The sequence below is a fragment of the Emticicia sp. W12TSBA100-4 genome (assembly GCF_040253585.1).
Taxonomy (GTDB): Bacteria; Bacteroidota; Bacteroidia; order Cytophagales; family Spirosomataceae; genus Emticicia.
In genome coordinates this window covers 231,946-251,994 of the sequence record NZ_JBELAU010000011.1, presented here as the reverse complement: position 1 = coordinate 251,994, position 20,049 = coordinate 231,946, and the positions used below count along the sequence as shown (strand labels likewise).

The 20,049-nt window shown below is 35.8% G+C and carries 19 protein-coding genes and 1 pseudogene; 15 read left to right on the top strand and 5 right to left on the bottom strand.

The genetic code is table 11. The features are described from left to right. Positions 1 to 80 precede the first annotated feature (80 nt). Together ABR854_RS17965 and ABR854_RS17960 are read right to left on the bottom strand one after the other, a co-directional pair. Complete coding sequence (locus tag ABR854_RS17965; protein ID WP_305952548.1) at positions 81 to 1,016, bottom strand: ParB/RepB/Spo0J family partition protein; 936 nt, start codon at positions 1,014 to 1,016, stop codon at positions 81 to 83. A 70-nt stretch (positions 1,017 to 1,086) separates the two neighbouring features. Beyond that, positions 1,087 to 1,869, bottom strand: a complete 783-nt coding sequence (locus ABR854_RS17960) for a ParA family protein (protein WP_305952547.1) — start codon at positions 1,867 to 1,869, stop codon at positions 1,087 to 1,089. Between the two features lie 301 nt (positions 1,870 to 2,170). Here ABR854_RS17960 and truA point away from each other — a divergent pair, with 301 nt between their 5' ends. Genes truA through ABR854_RS17945 form a run of 3 tightly spaced genes read left to right on the top strand, consistent with a single transcriptional unit; the run spans position 2,171 to position 4,350 of the window. Next, on the top strand, positions 2,171 to 2,905 hold the full coding sequence (gene truA / locus ABR854_RS17955; protein ID WP_350267114.1) for a tRNA pseudouridine(38-40) synthase TruA: 735 nt from the start codon (positions 2,171 to 2,173) through the stop codon (positions 2,903 to 2,905). Positions 2,906 to 2,908: 3 nt separating this feature from the next. Continuing rightward, on the top strand, positions 2,909 to 3,382 hold the full coding sequence (locus ABR854_RS17950; protein ID WP_350267112.1) for a GNAT family N-acetyltransferase: 474 nt from the start codon (positions 2,909 to 2,911) through the stop codon (positions 3,380 to 3,382). Beyond that, positions 3,382 to 4,350, top strand: coding sequence for an L-threonylcarbamoyladenylate synthase (locus tag ABR854_RS17945; RefSeq protein ID WP_350267110.1), 969 nt, complete (start codon positions 3,382 to 3,384; stop codon positions 4,348 to 4,350). The genes ABR854_RS17950 and ABR854_RS17945 overlap by 1 nt, the downstream gene beginning before the upstream one ends. Positions 4,351 to 4,387: 37 nt before the next feature. On the opposite strand, the gene ABR854_RS17940 is transcribed toward ABR854_RS17945, so the two are convergent. Then, positions 4,388 to 7,678 (bottom strand): OmpA family protein, encoded by a 3,291-nt coding sequence (locus ABR854_RS17940; RefSeq protein ID WP_350267107.1) that lies wholly within the window; start codon positions 7,676 to 7,678, stop codon positions 4,388 to 4,390. Between the two features lie 114 nt (positions 7,679 to 7,792). Between ABR854_RS17940 and ABR854_RS17935 the strand changes: the two genes are divergently transcribed. From ABR854_RS17935 to ABR854_RS17895, 9 genes and pseudogenes are all read left to right on the top strand, one after another. Further along, entirely contained in the window at positions 7,793 to 8,434 is a 642-nt protein-coding gene (locus ABR854_RS17935) for a WbqC family protein (protein ID WP_350267105.1), read from the top strand. Positions 8,435 to 8,653: 219 nt separating this feature from the next. Beyond that, complete coding sequence (locus ABR854_RS17930) at positions 8,654 to 11,194, top strand: ATP-dependent Clp protease ATP-binding subunit (protein ID WP_350267103.1); 2,541 nt, start codon at positions 8,654 to 8,656, stop codon at positions 11,192 to 11,194. A 69-nt stretch (positions 11,195 to 11,263) separates the two neighbouring features. Continuing rightward, entirely contained in the window at positions 11,264 to 12,034 is a 771-nt protein-coding gene (locus ABR854_RS17925; protein WP_350267101.1) for an O-methyltransferase, read from the top strand. Positions 12,035 to 12,185: 151 nt separating this feature from the next. Then, positions 12,186 to 13,409, top strand: a complete 1,224-nt coding sequence (locus tag ABR854_RS17920; protein ID WP_350267099.1) for a SufS family cysteine desulfurase — start codon at positions 12,186 to 12,188, stop codon at positions 13,407 to 13,409. Between the two features lie 12 nt (positions 13,410 to 13,421). Further along, the gene (locus ABR854_RS17915) at positions 13,422 to 13,610 is read left to right on the top strand and encodes a hypothetical protein (RefSeq protein WP_350267097.1); all 189 of its coding nucleotides are present in this window, start codon (positions 13,422 to 13,424) and stop codon (positions 13,608 to 13,610) included. A gap of 110 nt (positions 13,611 to 13,720) precedes the next feature. Continuing rightward, a pseudogene (locus ABR854_RS17910) lies at positions 13,721 to 13,879 on the top strand (type II toxin-antitoxin system RelE/ParE family toxin); the annotation flags it as partial. 15 nt (positions 13,880 to 13,894) lie between these two features. Next, on the top strand, positions 13,895 to 14,314 hold the full coding sequence (locus ABR854_RS17905; RefSeq protein WP_350267095.1) for a SufE family protein: 420 nt from the start codon (positions 13,895 to 13,897) through the stop codon (positions 14,312 to 14,314). Between the two features lie 20 nt (positions 14,315 to 14,334). After that, a complete protein-coding gene (locus ABR854_RS17900; RefSeq protein WP_305952535.1) occupies positions 14,335 to 14,646 on the top strand; it encodes an iron-sulfur cluster assembly protein in 312 nt (103 codons plus the stop codon). 128 nt (positions 14,647 to 14,774) lie between these two features. Further along, entirely contained in the window at positions 14,775 to 15,200 is a 426-nt protein-coding gene (locus ABR854_RS17895; RefSeq protein WP_305952534.1) for a BrxA/BrxB family bacilliredoxin, read from the top strand. A 77-nt stretch (positions 15,201 to 15,277) separates the two neighbouring features. Here the strand turns inward: ABR854_RS17895 and ABR854_RS17890 are convergent, their stop codons facing one another. Further along, the gene (locus ABR854_RS17890) at positions 15,278 to 16,006 is read right to left on the bottom strand and encodes an LOG family protein (RefSeq protein WP_305952533.1); all 729 of its coding nucleotides are present in this window, start codon (positions 16,004 to 16,006) and stop codon (positions 15,278 to 15,280) included. A gap of 224 nt (positions 16,007 to 16,230) precedes the next feature. On the opposite strand from ABR854_RS17890, the gene rpiB reads away from it, so the two are divergent. After that, positions 16,231 to 16,659: a ribose 5-phosphate isomerase B gene (rpiB, locus tag ABR854_RS17885; protein ID WP_305952532.1), complete on the top strand. Its 429-nt coding sequence runs from the start codon at positions 16,231 to 16,233 to the stop codon at positions 16,657 to 16,659. A gap of 59 nt (positions 16,660 to 16,718) precedes the next feature. On the opposite strand, the gene ABR854_RS17880 is transcribed toward rpiB, so the two are convergent. After that, positions 16,719 to 18,068, bottom strand: coding sequence for a hypothetical protein (locus tag ABR854_RS17880; RefSeq protein WP_350267091.1), 1,350 nt, complete (start codon positions 18,066 to 18,068; stop codon positions 16,719 to 16,721). 279 nt (positions 18,069 to 18,347) lie between these two features. Here ABR854_RS17880 and rbfA point away from each other — a divergent pair, with 279 nt between their 5' ends. Both rbfA and ABR854_RS17870 read left to right on the top strand, forming a co-directional pair. Then, positions 18,348 to 18,722 (top strand): 30S ribosome-binding factor RbfA, encoded by a 375-nt coding sequence (gene rbfA / locus ABR854_RS17875; protein ID WP_305952575.1) that lies wholly within the window; start codon positions 18,348 to 18,350, stop codon positions 18,720 to 18,722. 28 nt (positions 18,723 to 18,750) lie between these two features. Beyond that, positions 18,751 to 19,953 carry an ABC transporter permease gene (locus tag ABR854_RS17870; RefSeq protein WP_350267089.1) on the top strand — a complete coding sequence of 401 codons (1,203 nt, stop codon included), beginning with the start codon at positions 18,751 to 18,753 and terminating at the stop codon, positions 19,951 to 19,953. Positions 19,954 to 20,049 lie beyond the last annotated feature (96 nt).

Here is a 20,049-nt window from a genome sequence, read left to right as displayed (position 1 = left end):
TGTTTTATTTTTTGATTTTATTAACGCTCACAAGGTGATGTAAGTATCAGAAAATCAAGTATTTAACATTCCTTAACGAATCAATCGTTAACTTTAATTGCATTAAGGATTTTGTCGAGTTCTTCTTTTGAAGTAAACGGAATCTTAATTTCTCCTTTGTGTTTATCATCCGCTTTTACCAAAACTTTTGTTCCGAAATATCCTTGTAATCTAAATTGTAATGAAGATATTTCTTGCTTAATCGTTACTTGACGAGTTGCTTTCCCTTCTTCTGGAATTATCAAAGTTAATCTACGAACTTCATCTTCTACTTTTCTTACTGACCAGTTTTCCTGAACAATCTTGTTGAAAAGCTTAATCTGAGTTTCGTGATTATCGATATTTATCAACGCACGTGCATGCCCCATCGAAATCTCACTATCTCTGACTGCTGCTTGAATAACATCTGGCAGTTTCAATAACCTCAAATAATTATTTACAGTTGTACGGTTTTTTCCGACTCTATCACCAAGTTCTTCTTGTTTTAGTTGAAATTCGCTCAACAAACGGTGATAACTTAGGGCAATCTCGATGGCATTCAGGTTTTCACGTTGAATGTTTTCAATGAGTGCCATTTCGAGCATTTGTTGGTCGTTGGCAGTACGAATATAGGCAGGGATTTTGCTAAATCCTGCAAGTTTCGAAGCCTGCAAACGTCTTTCTCCCGAAATAAGTGTATATTTTCCTGGGCTTGATTCTTTAACCGTAATGGGTTGAATAATACCCAAAACTTTTATTGACTCGGCCAATTCTTGCAATGCTTCTTGGTCGAAGTGTGTACGTGGTTGAAATGGATTAGTTTCTACCGATTCAATCATGATTTCGTGCATCGAACTCATGGCTTCCATTCGGCGTGGTACGGGGGTTTCAAAACTTTTTTCAGCCCCTTTTTCCGAACCCGAATCAGACAGCAATGCTCCAAGACCCCTTCCGAGTCCAGTCATGCTCTTCTTTGTGTTTGCTACCTTAGGCTCCATAATATCTTAATTGATGAATAAAGAAACATCACTGTTTTTATTCATTTGCTAATTGTTGATTGAAATTTGTTTAGTTATCCACCCCAAGCTTTCCGTTTTTAACCAAAATTTCACGAGCGAGATTCAGATAACTAATTGCACCTTTGCTATCGGCATCTTGAGCAAGTGCTGGAACACCATAACTTGGTGATTCTGAAAGTCGAATATTTCGTGGAATAAGGGTTTGGAAAACCATATTTCTGAAGTGAGTTGTTACTTCATGCACCACTTGGTTCGATAAACGTACCCTTAAATCATACATCGTCAGCAAAATCCCTTCGATTGTTAGAGCAGGGTTGAGGCGTTGTTGAATAATCTTAATGGTATTCAGCAACTTACCGAGTCCTTCTAATGCAAAGTATTCGCATTGCACTGGTACTATAACCGAATCGGCGGCCGTCAGACTGTTGATAACGATTAAACCCAGCGATGGCGAGCAGTCGATAATGATAAAATCGTACATGTCTTTTACATCCATGAGCGATTCTTTCATTTTCTCTTCACGTTTAGGAAGGTTAATCATCTCAATTTCAGCACCCACCAAGTCGATGTGTGATGGCAGTAAATCGAGGTTCGGAAAATCGGTTTCGATGATAATATCACGTGGGCGAATATCATCAACCATACATTCATAAATACTGTTTTCAACCTCCTTCGGATTAAAACCCAATCCTGAAGTGGCGTTAGCCTGAGGGTCTGCATCAATAATGAGCGTACGGAATTCGAGGGCAGCCAAACTTGCTGCAAGGTTAATTGTGGTTGTGGTTTTGCCTACACCACCTTTTTGATTGGCAATTGCTATTATTTTTCCCATTTCTTGTGGTTAGAGAAAATTACTGGCTCAAATATCAGACTTTTAATGTTAATAAACAATTAAATGTTCCACGCTGTGGGTAAAATGTTCCACGATGTGGATAAGATTTTACTTGAATTTACGATTTATGAATGACGATTTACGAATAATTGTTGATTTAGATGACATACTTTTTAGTTATCCTTTTGATAGTCAGTTAGTTGTGCATTTTTGAATTATTGAAATTAAAATTTATGGTTTTCACTATGATTTTTTCTTTTCAAATTCGTAAATCGTCATTCGTAAATCGTAAATTTGCAACATGCGTTACATAATTGAATGTTCATATAGAGGCACAGCTTTTCATGGTTGGCAGATTCAACCCAACGCCACAAGCGTGCAAGAATGTATTGAAAAAGCCCTTTCAATGGTGCTGAAAGAAAAAATTGAAATTACAGGCAGTAGTCGAACCGATGCAGGAGTTCATGCCGCACAGCAGTTTGCACATTTTGACTTTGATAAATTGATTGAAGCACCTGAAAAGCTTGTAAATAGTTTGAATGGAATTCTGACAAAAGATATTGCTATTCATCAAATAAAATTGGTTTCCGATGAATTTCATTCTCGATTTGATGCTACTCATCGCAAATATATTTACAGAATTCAGCAAGAAAAAAGCCCTTTCGGATACGAAACTTCTTATTTTTATAAGTCTAAACTCGACCTTGACTTGATGAATAAAGCAGGAGAACTAATGCAGAAATATGTTGATTTTCAGTGCTTTAGCAAGGTAAAGACAGATGTTCAAACTTTTAATTGTAAGATTGAATTTGCTTACTGGGAACAACAAGGTCAAACATTATTGTTTCATATAAAAGCTGATAGGTTTTTGAGAGGAATGGTACGGGCAATTGTTGGAACAATGATTGAAATCGGTGCTGAAAGATTAAGTTTAGTAGCTTTTGAGCAAATAATTATTTCCAAAAATAGAAATAATGCGGGTAGAGCAGTGCCGCCCGAAGGTCTAACTTTGGTGGAGGTTGGGTATAAATTCTAAAAAATGAGAAAGATTGAAATAGAAAAAATAAGTAGCAAACAAGATTTAGAGGATGTTAAGCAACTATTCCGAGAATACGTTGATTTTTTGCAAATAAATCTTGATTTTCAAGACTTTGAAAATGAATTGGCAAAGTTACCAGCAAAATATGCTGAGCCAGAAGGCTCAATTTTCTTAGCCAAAGTAAATGGCCAGCCAGCAGGTTGTATTGCACTTTGGAAACTTGAAAATGGTGTTTGTGAAATGAAACGCTTATTTGTAAAAACTCAATTTCAAGGTTTGGGGCTGGGGAAAATGTTGGCAAACAGATTGATGGAGGAAGCAAAAGCTAAAGGGTATTTAACAATGAAGTTGGACACTTTAAGACGTTTAGAATCTGCCAATTATTTATATGCTTCTTTGGGTTTTGGAGAAACTCAAGCCTATAATTTTAATCCCGAACCAGATATTGTTTATTTTGAAAAAGCATTAGTTTAATGGCAATTATAGGAAAAGATATAGAACAAGCAATTGAAGTTTTGAAGGGAGGTGAGGTGATTGGCTTACCTACCGAAACGGTTTATGGTTTAGCAGGAAATGCCTATAATTCGGAAGCAATTACTAAGATTTTTACGGTAAAAAATCGCCCAACTTTCGACCCACTGATTGTGCATACATCAAGTATTGAGCGAGTTCGTGAGTTTGTAAAAGAAATACCCGAACAAGCACAACTATTGGCTAAACACTTTATGCCAGGGCCTTTGACTTTGCTTTTACCAAAAAAAGAAGTCATTTCTGATTTAGTGACGTCTGGACTTGAAACGGTTGCGGTCAGAATTCCGAGTCATCCTTTGGCCTTAGATTTATTACAAAAACTTGATTTTCCGTTGGCCGCTCCGAGTGCCAATCCTTTTGGTTATATTTCTCCAACTTCTGCACAACATGTTGATAATCAGCTCGGTGATAAAATAAAGTATATTTTAGATGGCGGAGAATGTAAGGTCGGAATTGAATCTTCGATTATTGGTTTTTTTGATGATGAAATCGTAGTTCTTCGCAAAGGTGGTCTGGCAATTGAAGAAATTGAAGCAGTTGTAGGAAAAGTTAGAATTGAAGAACATTCGTCTTCAAACCCGAAAGCCCCTGGAATGCTTAAAAGCCATTATGCACCACGGACTCAATTATCAATTATTAATTATAAATCGGGCGGCGTACCGATATCAATTGATTCTTCGACTGACGTGGGTTATTTGGGGCTTGATAAATTTAATGCAAATATTCCTATTGAAAATCAACTTTTACTTTCCCCATCGGGAGATTTAAGTGAAGCTGCCAAAAATCTTTTTGCGTATATGCGTTTGCTTGATGCTCGTGGTTTTGATAAAATTTATACCGAATTACTTCCCGAAAAAGGTTTAGGGAGAGCTATCAACGATCGTATAAAAAGAGCAACGACCCAAGAATAGATTTCGTGGGTCGTTGTTTATATGCTATTTTTATTTCTTAGTTTTCTGTAATCACAAATTCTACTCTGCGATTTTTTGTCCTATTATCCTCAGTATCATTTGGTGCAATTGGGTCTTCTTGTCCTTTTCCTATTGCTTTTATTCTATTGGCTGCCACACCTTTATTAAATAGATAATTAGAGACAACTGTTGCTCTAAAATGCGATAAAGAAAGATTCAAACGTGGGTCTCCGTTATTATCTGTATAACCTACAATCTCGAGTTTTACTTTGGGGTTTAGCTTCATTGTATTTACTAATTTATCAAGCTGCGGGAAAGATTGTGCTTTAATTTGGGAACTACTTTGCTCGAAGTACAAATTGCTCAAACGAAAGCGTTTACCAACACCAAGATTCTCAAATATTTCAACTTTTACGTTAAAGTCTTCGTCTGTTATAACTGTTGCATTATCAACATAAACTTTTTCTGCTTTTTTTGGAGCAGGTTCTGGTTTTTTCTCTATTGGTTTTTCGGGAGTTGTAACAGCCACCTCGACTTTCTTTTCTGGTGGTTTAACTGGCTCTGGCTTTTTCTCAACAGCCTTAGTCTCTTCTTTTTTAGGTTCTGGCTTAGGTTCAACTTTCTTTTCGATTTCTTTCTTCACCATAAACATATCTCGCTTAAAGTCAGAAGTAGTTGCCAAAGTTGTTACATCGACAGTTTCAGCATAGACTTCGTAGCCTGGGGCTTCAACTTCAACAGTATATTTTTTGTCGGGAAGTAAATTTGCCTGAAAATCCTGTGTTTCGATAGCAAATTTTGCTGTAACAGTTTGATTGGCATCGTCAGTCAATTTCAGTTTAACATTTGGAATTGGTTGCTTGTTTTTTGAATCAAGGGCCTTGAAATTGAAGCCGTAAGCTTCTTTTTTCAAGGAAATGGTTATGAGTCCATTCACCGCTGAAGCAAAATTCACTACATCTTTATATGTTTTGTAGCCATTTGGCGAAACTTCAATTTCATAGCTTTTATCTTGAGCCAAAGTCACTTTCATTCTCGTTCCACCTTGTGCGAGAGTACCATTCACTACTTCGCCGCCAGTTGTAATTTTAAATTCAGAAACGATTCCTTTTTTAGTCAAGGCATCAATTGGTGCGAAAGAAATTTCTTCGGTCGGTACTTTCTTAATTTTTAATTTAACCGTTTTGTTAGAAGGATTTTTTGGTAAACTACCTTTATAAGGTATATAACCATCGGCCTTGATTTCTACGCTGTAAGATTCCTCATTTTTGAGTTCTGCCAGCCATTCGGCAGAAAGTGGATTTGCAACAATTGATATTGGTTCATTATTGGCATTGAAAACCCTGAGATTAGCATTAGCTACATTTCCACCTTTGTCTTCATCTTGAACCATCAACTTAATTTTGTCAAGAGCATTTTTAAAGAGAGGAATTTCTTGTTCAAATTGGCTATTTGATGCCAAAGCTTTAGCATCAATATTCTGAGAAGATTTTTCATAACCCTCCGCCTCAACCGTTACGGAATAAGTTCCTGTTATCGGTAAATTTACTGTAAAACCATTCTTATCGTTAGATGTGCCAACGGGTTGGCTTGTACTCAAATTTAAAATTGATAATTTGGCATTATTGAGAGTTTGTTTCTTTTGTGCATCAACAACCTTAAATGTAAAAGTGTAGGCATCTTTTTGTAACTCAACAATCTTAGTTCCATCTTTTTCTGTTTTGCCTGCTGTAAATGATGGGTTTTCAGTAAGTGTTTTGTAACCATCAGCTGAAACTTCCAATACATAGTTTTTCTGAGGGAAGAGGTCAATTTTATATTGCTTACTCGCATCAGACATTCCAATTAATGGGTCTTGGTCCGAACGCATCAATTTATATTTTGCTTCGATTGGCTTTTTGGTTATACCATCAATAGCCGAATAGAAAACAGTTTGGAATACCTTCTGCAAATTGATACCAATCAATTTGCTTGTACTACGTTGAAGAGTACCTGTTTGCTTCATGTAGCCATTGGCTTCGACTTGCAAGAAGTAATCTTTGTTTTTTTCTAAAACTATCTTATATTCGCCTGTTTTAGCATTCAATTTTACAGGAACTGGTTGTTTTATATCATCAAAAATTTTCACATCAGCTCCCTGAATCATCTGCTTGTCTTCACCATCAACCACTAAAATAACGTACTCATCAACAGTACTTTCGAGCATTATTTTGTGGCTCAGTTTACCTGCACTAAGATTTTCTAAATTAAATGGCTCTTTTTTAGTAGTATAATTCGGGTGGCTCACTTCAACTGTATAAATTCCACCTTCAGTTGGTTTGAATTTTATATCAGCATCAACAGTTCCTTTAATTTCTTGGGTGTTTTCTTTGTAAGAAATTTTGAAAGTTGCAGGAAGCCGCTTTCCAGAAAGTTTATCATAAGCTCCAAATGAAAAGAAACTTTCAGAGGGCATCGTGATGGTGTATTCTTTCTGATTTGTGGCTTTCAGATCTATCTTCAAAGGCGTATAGCCAGATTGTTCGATAGCAGCAGAATATTTTTTGGCTGGGTCGAACTCAACAACAGCCTCTCCTTCAGGTAATATATTATCAAAGAAAAGCAGATTATCAGTTGTGTTTGTAATTTTCAGACTCACACCTTTTAAAATTTTCTTTGTGTCATCACCAATAATAAGAATTTTAACCCCACTTGTAGGCTTTTCGAGTCTAATTTCTTTGTTGTAAGAACGGGCTGGATCGCCAACTTCTAAAGCAAAACTCTCTCTCTTGGGTTTGTGGCTATTGGTAGTTACCTCAACTGTGTATAAATCAGCTTTTGTGATTACAATTCTGAAATACGGGATACCTTTACCAGTTTTTCCTGTATATGTTTTGTCTCCAGCGGTAATCGTAAACGTCGCATCTACGTTATCACCGGTGGCATCATCAAGGGCTTTAAGAATCAAAGAAGCTGAGGGCTGCGGTTCCATATCGAGTACTACATTGAAACCTTCTTTGTCTTGGTCAGCGGCAATATTCTGAATTTTTTCTTTGGTATGGTAGCCGTCTAAAATCGCAGTTATTTTGTAAGATTCACCGCTCTTTACCATTACAGTAAACCGTCCATCTACTTCTTTTAGTGGAATAACTTTACCATCGGTAACTGAAACAACTGTGAATTTTGGTTGTAGCTGAATGTTATTCCGTTTGTCTTTTGCCGATAAGTTGAGAGGAATATCATTGAATGCAATTGTTGTATTTGTTGTGCTGGCAAAAATCGAGCTTTCCAATATCGGTAAGTTAATGGAGGCAAGCAATAAATAAAAGTAAGTAATAATTCTTGTCATGCTTTTTGGGAAAGTGTATGCGTTTGATCAACAAATTTCAGAAAAAATCCATACATTTTAACGGTTTTACCGAAATGAATTGTATATTTTTTTGAAAATATGTTTTTTTGCTAAATGAAAACACTTGATAAACAGTCAGTTTTGATTGAATTGCAGTATTTGCCAAGCATTGAATTTTTTTCTTGCCTTCAATCATTCTCAGAAATAATTATAGAAGCAAATGAAAACTATGTAAAGCAATCTTACCGAAATCGTTGTTATATTTTAGGTTCAAACAAAACTGAGATGTTGGTTGTGCCAGTAATTGATGGCAATAAAAAGATATTGATTAAAGACATTAGGATTGATTACAGCCAAAGGTGGGATGTGAATCATTGGCGAACCATGAGTGCTGCTTACGGAAAAGCTCCATTTTATGAGTTTTATTCTGATTATTTCAAAGATATTTATCACAAAAAATACTCTTTTTTATGGGATTTGAACTTTGAAATGCTGACAATGTGTCTGAAATTACTTCGAGTAAATAAGACAATTCGTCAGACCCAAAGTTATGAAAAAGAAGTCAATTCGACTGTTTTTGATGCTCGAAATCTAATAAATCCCAAAAACGAAACAATTCATAGTCAATTTTATCAGCCAAGTCCATATCAACAAAATTTTGGCAATGAATTTGTTCCTAATCTTTCTGTAATTGATTTATTATTTTGTCGTGGAAATCAAGCCTCAGAAATTTTAAAAAAATCTAAGCCTATTTGAACACACTTTATTAATAATCCGTTATATTGCAAAACGTAAATGTTAATTAAGAATGTAGAATTAAGAATGTAGAATGTTTTTTTAAGAATTGAAACATTCTACTTACCAAAGTCTACATTATATGATTCTCGTTTGATTCGTTTTAATTGTAAAAATATTCTGATTGTTGTTTGTAAATTAATTTTACATTCTACATTCTTCATTCTACATTCATTACAAATGGAGCCTAAATTTTCACAGAAAGTCAAAGAAATCATAACCTTAGCTCGTGAAGAAGCACTACGTCTGGGGCATGATTATATCGGAACCGAACACTTGATTTTGGGAATGATTAGAGATGGTGAGGGGATTGCTCTAAATCTATTGAGAGATTCAGGCGTACAACTTGACGAACTACGCATCACTATTGAGCAGGCAACTAAAGGCACTGCAACCAACAATATCAAAAACTTGGCGAATATTCCGCTTACTCGCCAGTCTGAAAAAGTTTTGAAAATTACCCATCTTGAGGCAAAAATCTTCAAATCACAATTAATAGGTACTGAGCATTTGCTGTTAGCCATTTTGCGTGACGGCGATAACCTCGGTGGACAGATTTTACAAAAGTTCCACCTTAACTACGAACAAACAAAAGAAATGCTTGAGTATCAACTAACTGGTCAGAAACCTGTGATGGAGCGTCCAGAAACTGACGATGACGATGAAAGAATTTTCGGCGGTGGCACTGGTGGGTATCAGCAAAAAGGAGAACAAAAAAATCCTGAAAAATCTAAGACTCCTGTTTTAGATAATTTCGGTCGTGATCTAACCAAATTTGCCGAAGCTGGAAAACTTGACCCGATTGTAGGACGTGAAAAAGAAATTGAGCGTGTAGCCCAGATTCTTTCGAGACGTAAGAAAAACAACCCAATTTTAATTGGTGAACCAGGTGTTGGTAAAACAGCCATAGCCGAAGGTTTAGCACTCAGAATTGTGCAGAAGAAAGTTTCGAGAATTTTATTCGGAAAACGTGTCGTAACGCTTGATTTAGCTTCACTCGTGGCTGGTACTAAATACCGTGGTCAATTTGAAGAAAGAATGAAAGCTGTAATGAATGAATTAGAGAAATCGCCCGACGTGATTTTATTCATTGATGAGATTCATACAATCGTAGGTGCCGGTGGTGCAAGTGGCTCACTCGATGCATCGAATATGTTTAAGCCAGCTTTGGCTCGTGGCGACATTCAATGTATTGGTGCAACGACCCTTGATGAGTATCGTCAATACATTGAGAAAGATGGGGCTTTGGCTCGTCGTTTCCAAATGGTAATGGTTGAAGCAACTTCAATCGACGAAACCATCGAAATCTTGAATAATATTAAAGATAAGTACGAAGATCACCACCATGTAAGTTACACACAAGGTGCTTTGGAAGCTGCCGTAAAATTATCGGAAAGGTACATTACCGACCGCTATTTACCAGACAAAGCCATAGACGTACTTGACGAAGTTGGTGCGAGAGTACACATCAATAATATTTCTGTTCCACAAGATATTTTATTCTTGGAAGAACAAGTTGAATTAATTAAAAAAGAGAAAAATCAGGTTGTAAAGAGCCAACGCTATGAAGAGGCTGCTCAACTACGTGACCGTGAGAAAAAACTTTTAGAACAACTCGACAAAGCTAAATTGGCTTGGGAAGAAGAAGCTAAAACGAAGCGATATACTGTAACAGAAGATAATGTAGGTGATGTTGTAGCGATGATGACAGGTATTCCTGTGAAGCGTGTAAACATGAATGATGGGGAGAAAATCTTGAACATGGGTGATGCACTTCGTGGAAGAATCGTTGGGCAAGACCCAGCCGTTGAGAAACTCGTAAAATCAATTCAGCGTACACGTGTTGGCTTGAAAGACCCTAAAAAACCAATTGGTTCGTTTATTTTCTTAGGGCCAACAGGTGTAGGTAAAACCGAACTTGCGAAGACGCTTGCAACGTATCTTTTTGATAAAGAAGATGCTTTAGTGAGAATTGATATGAGTGAGTATATGGAGAAGTTCAGTATCTCTCGTTTAGTTGGAGCACCTCCAGGTTACGTTGGTTACGAAGAAGGCGGTCAGTTGACGGAGAAAATTCGTAGAAAACCATACTCAGTAGTGTTGCTTGATGAGATCGAAAAAGCACACCCAGATGTGTATAATATCTTATTACAAGTACTTGACGATGGCATTTTGACTGATAGTCTTGGCCGTAGAGTTGATTTCCGTAACACAATCATCATTATGACTTCAAACATTGGAGTTCGTGATTTGAAAGATTTCGGTACAGGAATTGGTTTTGCTACCAAAGCTCGTACTGATAATCAAGATGAAATGGTGAAAAGTACAATTCAAAATGCTTTGAAAAAAACTTTCTCGCCAGAGTTCTTGAATCGTCTGGATGATGTAATTGTGTTCAACTCATTGAGTCGAGAAGATATTCATAAAATTATTGACATCGCTCTCGGCCGTTTGATTGCTCGTATTACAAACATTGGTTATAAGATTGCTTTGACAGAAAAAGCAAAAGATTTCTTGTCAGAGAAAGGCTATGATCAACAATACGGAGCAAGGCCATTGAACCGTGCGATTCAGAAGTATGTGGAAGATCCATTGGCTGAAGAAATTTTGAAAGGTGACGTTCAAGAAGGTGATACGATTGTTGTAGATTACAGCGGTGAAGGTGAAACACTTTCATTCGGTAGAACCAAAAAGGAAGAATCAATCGAAAATAATCAGTAATTCAAGATTTATCTTGTGAACAACAAAAAAGCACGGCATTCTGTCGTGCTTTTTTGCTATTTTTGCAGTATGATTCTTGACTATATAAAATACCTTCTAAAAGCCAAAGACGAACATTCGTTACATTCTCCGTTTGTTTTTGAGTTTTATACCAAAGTTTTAAAGAACAAATCATATTATACCGAATATGATGTAATTGAAACTTTAAGAAAACAGCTTCTAAGTGATAAGCGTATCGTAAATATTACAGATTTTGGTGCTGGGGCAAAAACAAATAAAAGTATTCAACGAACGGTTGAAGATATTGCCAAAAAGTCACTCAAAAAGCCAAGTTTAGCTCAGTTGTTTTTCAGAATTATTAAGTTTTATCAATACAAAAGCATTTTAGATTTAGGTACTTCATTGGGGCTTACAACTGCCTATTTAGGTAAAGCTAATAATGAAATTACACTGAAAAGTTTTGAAGGTTGTGCAGAAACTGCAAAAATTGCCCAAGAAAACTTCAACAAACTGGCTTTAAAGAATTTTGAAATTGTAGTCGGAAACATTGATGAAACATTACCCGAAAAATTACAGAAAACAGAAGAGTTAGATTTTGTTTTCTTTGATGCCAATCATCGTTATGAACCCACAATTCGTTACTTTGAGCTATGCCTTGAGAAAGCTCATGACGAAAGTTGTTTCATTTTTGATGATATCTATTGGTCAGAGGAAATGAAACAAGCTTGGCTGACAATTCAAAATCACGAATCAGTAAGTGTTAGTATTGATTTATTTTGGGTTGGAATTGTATTTTTTAGAAAGAAGCAGCCCAAGCAGCATTTCATTTTAAAATTTTGATTTAATTTAGAATTATTCCAAACTAAAAACTCTACTTGCTTGTTGTTTAAAGTGAGGCGACTGGGCGATACTCGCTCTCCAAAATCGCTGATATGAGAAACAAAAGTGTAAATGAAACGATGAAAAATTCGTTTTTGAAAATAAAGAAAATATGTCAGTATTAGATATTAATAAAATACGTCAAGACTTCCCGATCCTTGACGAAAAAGTAAATGGCCGTGATTTAGTGTATTTCGATAATGCTGCTACAACTCAAAAACCTTTGGTTGTTTTAGATGCTTTAGCCAATTATTATGGCCATTATAATGCAAATATTCACAGAGGAATTCATTTTTTGGCTGAAAAAGCCACTTCAGCTTTTGAAGATTCTCGTACAACCATCCAAAAGTTTTTGAATGCAGCACATAAAGAAGAAATTATTTTTACTTACGGCACAACCGATGGAATCAATTTAGTTGCTCAAACTTACGGACGTAAATTTTTGAATGAAGGTGATGAAATCATTATTTCAACCTTAGAGCATCACTCGAATATTGTGCCGTGGCAAATGCTTTGTGAAGAAAAAGGCTGCATTTTAAGAATAATACCAATTGACGATAACGGCGATTTAATTTTGGAAGAATACGAAAAAATGCTTTCAGAAAAGACAAAATTTGTTTCGGTCGTTCACGTTTCCAATGCTTTGGGAACTATCAATGATGTGAAATTCATTATTGAAAAAGCCCACGAAGTAGGAGCGAAGGTTTTGATTGATGGTGCTCAGGCATCTTCGCATATTACTCTTGATGTACAAGCATTAGATGCGGATTTTTACGCTTTTTCAGCTCATAAACTTTTCGGACCAACTGGAATGGGTGTACTTTATGGGAAATCAGCTATTTTGAATGCTATGCCGCCTTATCGTGGAGGTGGGGAAATGATTAAGGAAGTGACTTTCAAGAAAACGACTTACAATGAATTACCCTATAAATTTGAAGCAGGAACACCAAATATTGCTGATGTTGTGGCTGTGAAATTTGCGATAGATTATATCAATGATTTAGGCAAAGAAAACATTGCGGCTTACGAAGACGAACTGCTAAAATATGCCACCGAACAATTATCCGAAATCGGCGGATTACGAATTGTTGGTCAAGCAAAAGAGAAAGTTTCGGTAGTTTCATTTGTTTTAGATGGCGTACACCCGCAAGATGTAGGCGTAATTCTTGACCAACAAGGTGTAGCGATTCGTACTGGACACCATTGTACACAACCATTAATGAATCGTTTAGGACTTCCCGGAACTTCAAGAGCCTCTTTTGCTGTTTATAACACAACCGCCGAAATTGATAAACTGGTTGCTGGAATACATAAAGTGAAGAAAATGGTACTTTAAATATAAAAAACTATGATTACCAAAGCTCAATTGTTGGAATCTATTGATGACCTTCCTGAAGAGTTTGAAAGGGAAGATGTTATTGAAAGGCTTTTAATCATTGACAAATACAATAAAGGTATTCAACAGATTAATGAAAGAAAGACTATGCCAATTGACCAATTTAAAAAGGAGTTTGAATCATGGCGACGGTCGAGATAAGTGCAGAAGCACAAGAAGACTTTTTAGATATTTATTCGACTCTTTATGATGAAAGCCCATCTTACGCTGATTTTTGGGAAAATGAATTTTTTTAGAAAGTTCAGCTTTTAGAAACTTTTCCAAATATGAGTCGGATAGTACCTGAAATTGGAAGTTTGAGAAATTTTAGAGAAATATTTGTTGGTAAATATAGAGTTTTATATGTTGTAAGTAAGTCTATTGTTGTTATTGTAGGGATACGGCATAGTGCAAAGTCTTTGAGTTTTTGAAGTTTATATAAAAATATGACAATAAACGAAATACAAGATGAAATCATAGAAGAGTTTGAACTCTTTGATGATTGGGAAGGAAAATACGAGTACATTATTGATTTAGGGAAAAAGCTACCTAAACTATCAGACGAGTTTAAAACCGAAGACAATATTATTAAAGGTTGTCAATCAATCGTTTGGCTTCATGCCTACAAACAAGATGGTAAAATTCATTTTGAGGCTGATAGTGAGGCAATTATCGTAAAAGGTTTGGTGAGTATGCTTGTAAAAGTTATGACTAATCATACGCCCGAAGAAATCGCAAATGCTGACTTATATTTTATTGATAAAGTAGGTTTAGCAAGTCATTTAGCTCAAACTCGTTCAAATGGATTAGCTTCAATGGTGAAACAAATGAAGGCCTATGGTATTGCCTATCAGGCTAATGATTAATTCTATATAAAATAAATACAATGACAGAGCAAGAATTAAAAGATAAAGTAATTGAAGCCATCAAACAGGTTTATGACCCCGAGATTCCAGTCGATGTCTATGAGCTGGGTTTGATATATGACATAAAGATTTTTCCAGTAAATAATGTTTATGTTTTAATGACTTTGACTTCGCCATCATGCCCATCGGCAGAGTCGATTCCAGTGGAGATAGAACAAAAAATTCGAGAGATAGCAGAAGTAAGCGATGTAAGTGTTGAATTGACTTTCGATCCGCCTTACGCAACCGATATGATGTCGGAAGTAGCAAAACTTGAACTTGGATTTATGTAACTTGTGTGTTCTAAGCTATGAAGGGCGTTGAAAGATCATAATTATTAAAAAAATGTCAATAGTCCCCTATGACATTTTATAACTATCAAATAAAGGCTCTCCTTTAGGGGCGGGGAGCAGTTTAGCTTATGTATCCTCCTCATTTAGTTGCACCAATGAAAGCCGATTTAGTAAATGCAGGCTTTCAAGAATTACTTTCTGCGTCAGACGTAGATAATTTTATTGCCAATCAAAAAGGTACTTCGTTGGTTGTTATCAACTCAGTATGTGGTTGTGCTGCTGGTACTTGCCGCCCAGGTGTGAAGCTTGCTTTGCAACGTTCGGAAGCAAAACCAGATTCACTTGTAACAGTATTTGCTGGTGTTGATACCGATGCAGTTCAACAAATGCGTACTTATATTCCTTTCCCTCCATCATCGCCAGCAATTGCGATTTTTAAGGATGGAGAAGTAGCTCACTTTATTGAGAGACACCACATTGAAGGACGTTCAGCTGAGATGATTGCAATGCACTTATCGGCGGCATTAGAAGAAATCGTTGGCGAGGAAGCTTGATTTTAGTGTAGAGTGAAAAGTGTAGAGTGAATTATTTGCATTTTCACTTTTCACTCTCAACTCTACACTTTTCATTCTTAGAAGTTTGGTTTCAATAAATATTTACCGTAGAATTCGTCAATTACTTTTACTGCATCTTCGGCTGTATCAACCAGCTTAATCAAATTCATATCTTCTGGATTGATGTTTTTCTCTCTTTCACACATGGTTTGGTTTAACCAATCGAGTAATCCTTTCCAGTATTCGCTACCTACCATTACGATTGGGAAACGAGCAATTTTTTTAGTCTGAATCAATGTCAAGGCTTCAAATAATTCATCCAACGTACCGAAACCACCAGGCATCACAATAAAACCTTGTGAATATTTCATAAAACATACTTTTCTTGCAAAAAAGTAGTCGAAATTGATACTTTTATCGGGGTCAACAAATCGATTTGGTACTTGTTCAAAAGGTAATTTGATATTTAAACCTACTGATTTTCCACCATTCTCGGCAGCTCCTTTATTTCCTGCTTCCATTACACCTGGACCACCGCCAGTGATTACACCGTAGCCTCTTGAGACTAATTTCGCTGCAATTTCTTCCGATAGTAAATAGTATTTGTGTTCGGGTTTGGTGCGTGCAGAGCCATAAATAGTTACACATGGGCCGATTTTAGCCAAACGGTCGAAACCATCAACAAATTCAGCAACGGTTTTTAATATCTGCCATGAATCTTGGCTTTGGATTTCATTCCATCCTTTTTCTACAAATGCCTCACGAATTAATTCTTCTTCATTTAATATTATTTCTTTTTCTGCCATAAAAATTTTTGTTTGTCGTACGAAATAGTTTTTGAAGGTAACTTTATATTTAGTCGAATAATCCAATTCTTCTTCAATATTTTGAAAAGAATTGGATTATGAAAACGTATATTTGCAAAAAAAAGTTTAGAATACCAAAAATGAATTTTTCTTGGTTAATTCATCCCCCAAAAGAGAAATTCTGGTAATAATTTTTTCAATCAAGAGTAGGGGAATAAAATACTATGAAAGTAGCAATTGCAGGCGACCACGCTGGTTTTGAGTACAAAAAAGTCATCCTTCGTTGGCTTCAAGAACAAAATTATGAAACGGCTGATTATGGCCCATATACTCCCGAAGCAGTCGATTATCCTGATACAGCACACCAATTGGCAAGTTCGGTTGAGAGCGGTCAGTATGAATTTGGAGTTTTGATTTGTGGAAGTGGAAATGGCGTGTGCATGACGGCCAATCACCACCAAGGAATTAGAGCAGGTTTGGTTTGGAATTTGGAAGTTGCCGAATTGATTCGCCAGCATAACAATGCCAATGTAATTTGTTTACCAGCTCGTTTTATTGATGTTGAATTAGCACTTGAATGTGTGAAGACATTTTTGAAAACAGAATTTGAAGGCGGACGTCACGCCCGTCGAGCAGATAAAATTTCTTGTTAAGAAGTGTAAAGTTAAGAGTGTAGAGTTTATACATTCTACACTCTTAACTCTACATTTTCTTAAAACTTTCTTTGATAGATTCCGTTAATCTTAGTTGCTTGATAGTCAGATGATAATGCAGGAATTCTCTTAAATATTTTTGGTATTACGTTTTGTTTATCAATAATAATTGTCGGCGGGTCTTTCTTGAAATTATCAAATATGTTGATGATACTTTCGTAGTTATCAGGGTTTTCTAAATCAATTTTTGAAAGGTCCCAATTAAGATAACAAGTTGCTGACTCTCCGTACGAATATTCGTCAATTCTTTCGCCAATTACCAACATTTTTTGCCCTTTCAGCCTTTCTGGAATCTCTTTTGGTTTTACTCTCATATCGGCGAGTTGTTCAAATCCTTTGCCAAAAAATGGTGTAACTCCTTGATATTGAACGAATACGATGAAAAGAAACAGAATTGTGAAGAGTAATTCAGGCAAAAATGCTCCTTTTAAATGGAAGAAAAAACCAGTGATAAAATATGCAAAAAACGGCACAAAAATGATGAATTGCATCGGTGCAACATTGGGAGAAAGAAACAAGGCTAATAATGAAGCAATTCCCCAAATGAGCATAATTTGCTGCGTACGTTGCTGATAGCTGTTATATCTACTAACTTGTGTTTGGCGAAGAAAACCAAAAACTGCAAGTGCTGAAGGAACTGTAATAGCAATAAAAGCACTTTTGAAATCTTCTAAGCTATATTGTTTGATTTTGAAAATACCATTGAACCAATTGTATTTGAATTCATCGAGAGAATCATAAAAGTAAAAATAAAGTCCTGTCAAGAATAAAGGTAAACCAAAACCTAAAATTGCCAAAAAGTGTTGGCGAAGGTTGGCATTCGTAAAGAATACAAGGCTGGCGATGCTCCAAAAAATGAAAACCATCGTTGGCTGATGGAACAGCGAAGCTATACCAATGTAAAGCCCAACTTCAAAAACTTCATCAGAAACCCCTTCTCGGCGTTCCATTTGTTTGACGAGTTTATTGAATGCAAAAAGCAAAAACGTTGTTGAGAGTAATATCGGAGAAAGTTTACTCATATCGAAAGAAAGACTCATCAAAAGCACATAAATGAGGCCCGGAGCGTAGTTTTTTTCGAGATAAGTTTGGCGAGTATTACAAACAAAAGTAAAATATAGTGCCTGAAAATAAGTTATAAGTATAGCAATAAACTCATAAACAAACTGCGACCGCCCAAACGATACATCAATGGCCCAATAGACGAATGATGCCAAAGGGCCAACGTTTGTCCAAACTTCTTTGTATAAAAATTGTCCATCATGGATTTTTTCACCGACTAACATCCATTCAAGTTCGGGTAGGAGCATCGGTAATTTCTGCCCAAGAAAAGGCAATTTGATTATCACGACCAGCAAAAGCAGTGAAAAAATATGAAACAGTGAGTTTAACCTAAAAAATGTTAACAAGGCCTTGAAAGATTAGTTTACAACACAAAGTTATGAAAAAACTAACGGATGTGAGAAACTTTACTTTATTTAACCCGAAAATTTGCGGATATTTGCATAAAATTAATGATTGAATGCCTCAATGATTGAATGATAGGATGAATTTCTCAAAGTTGGTTCGTATATTCACTCATTCTAACATTCAGAACGGGCGACGTATCGCTTCAAAATTAGAAAATGATGGAATCGAAAAGACAAAGACAGGTAGCAAAACAGATACAAAAAGATTTAGGCGAGATTTTTCAAAAAGACTTGAAACAGTTATTTAATGGTGCTTTCGTGACGATTACGGATGTAAAAACAACACCAGACTTAGCCATTGCGAGGGTTTATTTGAGTTTTTTATTGGCAAAAGATAGAGAAGGTGTCTTACAAATCGTTAGAGAAAACACTAAAGTTATCAGAAACTTATTGGGTGAACGAGTACGACATCAACTAAGAATTGTGCCAAATCTGCAATTTTTTATTGATGATACGGCCGAGTATGCACAAAAAATGGATGCTCTTTTTGCAGGAATTGTAATTCCACCAGCACCAGTTGAAGGTGAAGAATAAAATAAACATCCACTAATTGATTTAGCTTGTGAATCTTTCGTTTCTAATCGCCAAAAGATATTTTTATTCAAAGAAGAAAAAGAGTTTTATCAATTTCATTTCTATTATTTCGATGCTCGGAATTGGCATCGGAACAATGGCTTTGGTGATTGTATTGTCGGTTTTTAATGGCTTAGAAGATTTAAATAGGAAAATTTTTAAGTCTTTCGATGCCGATATTAAGATTTCTCCCAAAAACGGTAAAAGCTTTTTGATAGATAAAGAAAAGCTCACGAAGATAAAAGCCATCAAAGATGTTTGGTACGTAACCGAGGTTATTCAAGATAATGCTTTGGTAAAGTACGAAAACTCACAAATGGTTGTTACACTTAAAGGTGTTGATGAAACTTTTCAGGCGTTTAGTCCATTGAAAAAGTCATTGGTCGAGGGAAATTTTGTGTTGACAAGAGATAGTGTCGATTATGCTTTTATTGGTGGAAATGTTTATGCTGCTTTGAATATTTCGTTGCAAAATATCATAGAACCAATTGAAATTTGGTATCCACGTAATCGAAAATCGTATTCGCTGAATCCTGATGATAATATTAATCGTGAAATTCTAAATATTTCGGGTGTTTATTCTTTGGAACAATTGCATGATGATTATGTATATGTTCCGCTTGAAATAGCCAAACAATTGACCGAATATGGCGATAAAAGAAGTGCCATTGAAATTCAGGCGAAGCCTAATGCCGATATTTCTCAGATTCAAGCATCAGTAAAAAGTATTTTAGACGAAAATTTCTTGGTACAAAATCAAGACGAGCAAAATGCTTCACTATTTAGAGCAATCAAAATCGAAAAACTGTTTATTTTCATTGCTTTGATTTTTATCATAGGTATTGCCTCATTCAATATTTTCTTTTCGCTGACGATGCTCGTCATTGACAAGCAACAAGATTTGAAAACGCTTTTTGCAATGGGTGCTGACGAAGGTTTAGTAAAACGTATTTTTTACTCTGAGGGAGCATTAGTGTCGTTTATCGGAGCAATTGTTGGACTTGTATTGGGCGGAATAATTTGTTTCATGCAAGAGCGTTACGGAATCATAAAAATGGGTATGGAAAGCTCAATAATTGATGCTTATCCAGTAAAAATGCAATTAAGTGATTTTGTGCTGACCGCCGTTTCAATTATCATAATTACACTTTTGGCTTCGTATTTACCTGCAAAGCGAGCTGCTAAGAATTAAGAATGTTTAATGTTTGATGTTTGATGCGGGGTCGCCCGTGCGATGAATATTTAATTAACCATTAATAATTCAACATTCACCATCATTAAAATTTCT

Coding starts and splice junctions, on each gene's coding strand:
- ABR854_RS17945 (WP_350267110.1), top strand. CDS start 3,382: ATGGCAATTATAGGAAAAGATATAGAACAAGCAATTGAAGTTTTGAAG.
- ABR854_RS17960 (WP_305952547.1), bottom strand. CDS start 1,869: ATGGGAAAAATAATAGCAATTGCCAATCAAAAAGGTGGTGTAGGCAAA.
- ABR854_RS17900 (WP_305952535.1), top strand. CDS start 14,335: ATGACAGAGCAAGAATTAAAAGATAAAGTAATTGAAGCCATCAAACAG.
- ABR854_RS17935 (WP_350267105.1), top strand. CDS start 7,793: ATGAAAACACTTGATAAACAGTCAGTTTTGATTGAATTGCAGTATTTG.
- ABR854_RS17965 (WP_305952548.1), bottom strand. CDS start 1,016: ATGGAGCCTAAGGTAGCAAACACAAAGAAGAGCATGACTGGACTCGGA.
- ABR854_RS17915 (WP_350267097.1), top strand. CDS start 13,422: ATGATTACCAAAGCTCAATTGTTGGAATCTATTGATGACCTTCCTGAA.
- ABR854_RS17905 (WP_350267095.1), top strand. CDS start 13,895: ATGACAATAAACGAAATACAAGATGAAATCATAGAAGAGTTTGAACTC.
- ABR854_RS17940 (WP_350267107.1), bottom strand. CDS start 7,678: ATGACAAGAATTATTACTTACTTTTATTTATTGCTTGCCTCCATTAAC.
- ABR854_RS17925 (WP_350267101.1), top strand. CDS start 11,264: ATGATTCTTGACTATATAAAATACCTTCTAAAAGCCAAAGACGAACAT.
- ABR854_RS17890 (WP_305952533.1), bottom strand. CDS start 16,006: ATGGCAGAAAAAGAAATAATATTAAATGAAGAAGAATTAATTCGTGAG.
- rpiB (WP_305952532.1), top strand. CDS start 16,231: ATGAAAGTAGCAATTGCAGGCGACCACGCTGGTTTTGAGTACAAAAAA.
- truA (WP_350267114.1), top strand. CDS start 2,171: ATGCGTTACATAATTGAATGTTCATATAGAGGCACAGCTTTTCATGGT.
- ABR854_RS17920 (WP_350267099.1), top strand. CDS start 12,186: ATGTCAGTATTAGATATTAATAAAATACGTCAAGACTTCCCGATCCTT.
- ABR854_RS17895 (WP_305952534.1), top strand. CDS start 14,775: ATGTATCCTCCTCATTTAGTTGCACCAATGAAAGCCGATTTAGTAAAT.
- ABR854_RS17950 (WP_350267112.1), top strand. CDS start 2,909: ATGAGAAAGATTGAAATAGAAAAAATAAGTAGCAAACAAGATTTAGAG.
- rbfA (WP_305952575.1), top strand. CDS start 18,348: ATGGAATCGAAAAGACAAAGACAGGTAGCAAAACAGATACAAAAAGAT.
- ABR854_RS17930 (WP_350267103.1), top strand. CDS start 8,654: ATGGAGCCTAAATTTTCACAGAAAGTCAAAGAAATCATAACCTTAGCT.